Source organism: Bacillus sp. ISL-75, assembly GCF_018613095.1.
Window position 1 is genome coordinate 1 of the sequence record NZ_JAGGQX010000034.1, and the last position, 5,394, is coordinate 5,394.

The 5,394-nt window shown below is 43.4% G+C and carries 3 protein-coding genes; 2 read left to right on the plus strand and 1 reads right to left on the minus strand.

Annotated features, from left to right (window positions below; all coding sequences use genetic code 11):
• The coding region (locus J7E63_RS15245; RefSeq protein ID WP_483861487.1) for an IS4 family transposase at positions 1–669 on the minus strand (669 nt) is incomplete at its 3' end.
• A 311-nt stretch (positions 670–980) separates the two neighbouring features.
• Between J7E63_RS15245 and J7E63_RS15250 the strand changes: the two genes are divergently transcribed.
• Together J7E63_RS15250 and J7E63_RS15255 are read left to right on the plus strand one after the other, a co-directional pair.
• Positions 981–2,519, plus strand: coding sequence for an NADH dehydrogenase subunit 5 (locus tag J7E63_RS15250; RefSeq protein WP_215013776.1), 1,539 nt, complete (start codon positions 981–983; stop codon positions 2,517–2,519).
• On the plus strand, positions 2,516–5,128 hold the full coding sequence (locus tag J7E63_RS15255; protein WP_215013778.1) for a DUF2309 domain-containing protein: 2,613 nt from the start codon (positions 2,516–2,518) through the stop codon (positions 5,126–5,128). The genes J7E63_RS15250 and J7E63_RS15255 overlap by 4 nt, the downstream gene beginning before the upstream one ends.
• Positions 5,129–5,394 lie beyond the last annotated feature (266 nt).

Genomic DNA, 5,394 nt, shown 5'->3' on the forward strand with positions numbered 1-5,394 from the left:
GTATGCCTTGATATAGTTGGGTAAGCCAGCGATCCATTGTTGTAGTTGATTTTTGATTAACTTTTGAATTTTCTTGTTACTCTCTTTAAGGGTATCTTCAAGAAGCTCGATTAATTGCTGAAGCGCAGTAGCCCAATCGAGGTCACTGATTTCATCACAAAGTTCATAAAACATACCACCTAGTGTTCTTTCGTCCCTGCTACATCGGTTTTGCCATGACAGTACAATGTATCGTGAAAAGACAATCGTTGTATGACTAATTAAGGAATCATAGGAACGACCTTGAAACTCCTTTTGGAGTTTTAATAAGGATTTCGTTGTCTTGAAAAAGACTTCAATGTCCCATCTCATGCCGTATATTTTGATAATTTCTTGGTCATTTAACGTACAGTCTGTACTCAAAATAGCTAGCCACTCGCTCTTTTTATTACGGTTACGAACGAAGACCATTTTGACTGGAACTCCGTTGGCTTGGGTGGTTTGTATGGAGCGAAGAAGCCCTTTTTTTCCTTGAATGGGTGCTGCTAAACGATAGAGTGGAAATGAGGTTCTCGTTCCTTGAAATTCACAATGAGTAAGTTTGGAACAAATTTTAACTTGACAGAATGTTTGATAAATAGTAACATTACTACTATAAATTAATTCTTTAATTGATTTCTCTAAATAAATAGATTACCTTAGCATGAGGTTAATAACTTTCTATTGACTATATGAAAACGTAATCTATAATAAAGAGGACAACTGTAAATATACTTTCTTATTGGAAAAAAGTAAATTACAAAATTAGGTAGACTATTAAAAGGCCTTACTGGGCCCGTTAAAAGTAAACCGACAATTTTCAAAGTTTAATGGTTTTAACCATTATGCTTAAAAAATTGTCGGTTTTTTTGTTTTTAAAAATAAAACAGAAAGGAATGTAGCATAATGAAGGAAATTGGCCAAAGTCATATTTTCGGAATGTTGGTTTCTTCCATACATCGATGGGGGGAAGTAAAATGTTGATTTCTCTGCCAGAAATATTTTTTGGATTGCTTGCCATATCGGTGCTTAGCGCGCTATTCCTGTTATACCCAAGGGTTCCGCTGTCTTTTGTTCGGCTTCACGTCGGTGTCACATTGTTGCCCCCGATCGCTGCCCTGCTTTCCCTTGTTACGAACAATGAGACCATGATTTATGGCCCTTGGCGGCTCGATTCCTTATCATGGCTGCTGGCGTTGTTTGTCCTTACCATCGGTTTTATCGTGCAGCGGTTTTCTGTTCGTTACTTACTCGGTGATCGTTCCTATCGAAAATATTTTGCTCTTATGACTATTACTACTACTGCTGATTCAGGTGTCTGGCTAAGTAATGACCTTCGCCTGCTACTGGTTTGCTGGGGAGTTACACTCCTGGGACTGACTTTACTTATAAGATTAAAAAAAGAGTGGAGTGTTGCTAGAAACGCAGCTAAGCAATCCGGCCGTCTGTTTGCGCTAGGCTGGCTTATCCTGTTGGGAGCTGTCATCTGGATCACCCAAACCACGGGGCATTGGCAGCTGTCACTCGTCCTTACCAAAAGCAGTCTTGCACAGCTTGATTCATGGGAAAGGACTTGTATTAACCTGATGCTAATCCTGGCTGTCGTGATTCCGGCAGCACAATGGCCTTTCCAACGCTGGCTGTTAGATTCAGTAGTGGTTCCAACGCCTGTCTCTGCGGTAATGCATGCGGGATTAGTGAATGCAGGCGGAATTATTTTGACTCGATTTTCACCGCTTTTTAGCGGAGATATAACCCAAATTATTTTGCTTCTATTGTCCAGTGTTTCAGTCTTGATAGGGACGGGAATTATGCTGGTCCACGTTGATTATAAACGGCAGCTGGTCGGGTCTACAATTGCACAGATGGGGTTTATGTTAATCCAATGCGCATTAGGTGCTTATTTGGCAGCGATTATCCACGCTGTCTTACATGGTCTATTCAAATCAACCCTGTTTTTACAGGCTGGTTCTGCGCTTCATCATCATGAGGAGCCAACCTCCGGGACGCAACAGCCAACGTCATCATTATGGACAATCACTGGCGGGATTTTAGGCCTCCTGGTTGCACTAGTTCTTTGGAAGTCTTCTCCTGGAGAGGGCTATCAATTGATAAGCGCTCTTACGTTAGGATGGTCAGTTTCTTTAGCCTGGACCCAGCTAGTGGCTTTTGGATCCGGACGTATCGGGCGTATTGCAGGATTTTCTTTGGTTGCAGGTGCGGCAATTGTATACAGTTTCGTACATGATGCTTTTTATGGTGTATTACAAGATTCAATCCCGAAAGGAATTCAACCAACGGCATCAGCGGCCATTTTGCTCCTGATTATCTTATTGGCGGGAAGTGCTGCAGGTATATGGCTGGCTCGTCATCGTTCATCAACTGCCTATACTGTTGTTTATCTTTGGCTTGTCCGCTTGGGTGAACCTCAAAATGATTTGGTCGAAAGTCATCCTAAGCATTTGACACAATCATTCTTTAGAGGAGGTCATTTAAGATGAATACAACATTAGTAAAAACATTACATTGGGAAAAACAGCCTGATACCCTTGATTTTGATCTTAATGACTTGGTGAAATCTGCTAGCAGCGTCATTGCACCGCTTGGGCCTATTAACACATTTGCAGCACGCAACCCTTGGGTAGGCTTGGAGGGAAAACCGTTTGAAAAAACTGTACGCTGGCTCAAAGATACTTGTGATGTGGATATCTACCCCAATGATTCCGTATTTCAGTCTGCAAAGGATCGAGGCGAGATTCATCGGGATTTTTTAGAAAAGGGGCTTCAACATTGGCTAAACTCACAGTCTTTGGAGTTGCCGCGTGAGGTTGCAGAGCGGTTTTGCCGGGCTGCACTTTTACAGAATCAACCATCTTTAAGTACTTTGGAAGCACCTGAGTTAAAAAGCATGGCAAGAATACTAAACCGTTTTGCATCCCAATTGACCGAAAAACATTCGGTCAAAACCTATAGCCAGCGCTTGGAACAGTTGGGAAGAGTGAATACAGCTCACGAGCTTAACCGCCATATTATCAAGTGGTGTAAATTGTTTTTGGATGAGTCTCAGGCTGTCTGGTCGATGCCTAACCGGGAAGAAGGTTTCTATCATGCGTGGCGGAAACTAGTCCAGCATGACCCGGCACTTAGCCGTAAGGTACGTAAACAACTAAGTGAGCTGCCGGAAGAAGCAGACGCTGCCTTAATGGAAGTTTTGCTTATTCTCGAAATTCCTTTTTCGGAAATCCAAGACTATTTTGAAGCACATTTCCTTGCTTTGCCGGGCTGGGGGGGAATGATGCTTTGGCGCTCACAGCAATCAGCAGAAGAAAGTTCACTGCTGCTTGACTATTTAGCTGTACGAATTTCGATGGAATGGGCTTTAGTTAAACCCTATCTTCCCTTGCCAGAAAAAAGAAATGATAAAGTAAATCTAAAACCATTAATTTCAGCCTGGGCGGAATGGGGGAACCTGCCAATCAATGTTTGGTCACAGTTATCCTCTACAGAAATAAAGGCACGTTTATCCCTTGCATATCGTTTTGATACGGTTCTGCGGAGTAACCTTTGGCTTGAAGCATGGGAAAAAACATATGAAGACCAATTAAAAACGATGATTACATCCCAACAGCCTGCTGTAGCGGCAGAAAATGTAAAGCCGGCACTCGCACAATTTGTATTTTGTATAGATGTGCGTTCAGAGCCTTTTCGCCGAAAACTTGAAAAAGCAGGAGATTTTGAGACTTTTGGAACAGCGGGATTTTTCGGATTGCCGATTGAAACCTGCGAGCTTGGCAGTAACCACACGCATAACTCTTTGCCGGTAATGTTTAAACCGCAATACAAAGTAAAAGAGTATTCATCAGAGTCTGAATCCTTTCAACAACGGCATCAGGCAGTCAGTTCATTAGGTTATACATTTAAAACGATGAAACATAATCTGGTTTCCAGCATGGTGCTTCCGGAAATTAGCGGTCCTTGGCTAAGCCTGCAAACGCTGGCTCGCAGCTTTATGCCGCAGAGTGCGGGCCGGATATTAAGTAAACTGCGCGAAACATGGCTGCACAAACCATCCACGGAACTCTCGCTTGACCATACGAACACATCGGAATCAGATCTGCAAATTGGCTTTTCGGTGAAAGAAAAAGTACACTATGTAGGGCAAGCTCTAAAAATGATGGGGCTAACCGATAACTTTGCACCGCTGGTGGTTATTTGCGGACATGGAAGTCACAGCACGAACAATCCATATAGTTCTGCACTCGACTGCGGTGCATGCGGAGGGGCATCAAGCGGATTCAATGCACGGGTGCTGGCAGCCTTGTGTAATCTTCCAAACGTAAGGAAGAGCCTTGAAACTGAGGGGATTATCATTCCGAAAGAAACAGTTTTTGCAGCTGCCGAGCATATTACCACACTTGATGAATTGCGTTGGCTTTATGTTCCGGAACTATCAGCTGAAGCTAAGGAAGCATTTAAACGTGTCCAAACCGCGTTGCCAAAGGTGAGTGAGGAAGCGAATGCCGAGCGGATTCTGCAATTACCAAATCTTGGGAACCATCTCAAGAATCCGAAGGCTGAGGCGCAGCGCCTTTCAGAAGATTGGAGTGAGGTCCGTCCGGAATGGGGCTTGGCGCGTAACGCCGCGTTTATCATCGGGGAACGCCGGCTGACCCAAGGCTGTAATCTGGGTGGAAGAGTTTTCCTCAATAATTATAATTGGAAGAAGGATAAAAACGGTGCTATCCTCGCCAACATTATTTCCGGTCCGGCAACAGTAGCTCAATGGATTAACCTGCAATATTATGCATCTACTGTTGCCCCTCATTATTATGGCAGCGGGAATAAAACAACCCAAACCGTGACAGCCGGTCTCGGGGTCATGCAGGGGAACGCCAGTGACTTATTATCCGGACTTCCCTGGCAGTCTGTTATGAAATCGGATGAAGAGGCATATCATGAGCCACTGCGTTTGCTGGTGGTCATTCAAGCACCGAGGGACTATGTGAAACGGATGCTGGACCACGATCATGCCTTTCATCAAAAAGTGAAAAACGGATGGATTCGGCTTGCGTCCATTGATCCGGAAGGACACTGGGAGAGTTGGTCTTAACCTCTTTCCCGGTTTATATATATGTCCTTGTGTGAAGGCTGCTTTTCTTTCCGGCGCTTTTGTAGCAATGGTACCTAGATTTCCGAAAGAAAGTCGCCACATGGGAGGAAAAGATTGTTTTTTTAGAATATTATAAGCAATATTTGGCCATCTATGAATGTACTTTGAAAAAAGGAAAAGGAATCGGTATGGAAAAAACAAAAGGAACACTTGAAGCTGAAATAAGCAAAGCTTTAACACATTGGGAGAAAAATTATCTTGGACGA

Excerpts from the sequence above, each read along its gene's own strand:
- J7E63_RS15250 (WP_215013776.1), top strand. The coding sequence starts at position 981 with ATGGGGGGAAGTAAAATGTTGATTTCTCTGCCAGAAATATTTTTTGGA.
- J7E63_RS15255 (WP_215013778.1), top strand. The coding sequence starts at position 2,516 with ATGAATACAACATTAGTAAAAACATTACATTGGGAAAAACAGCCTGAT.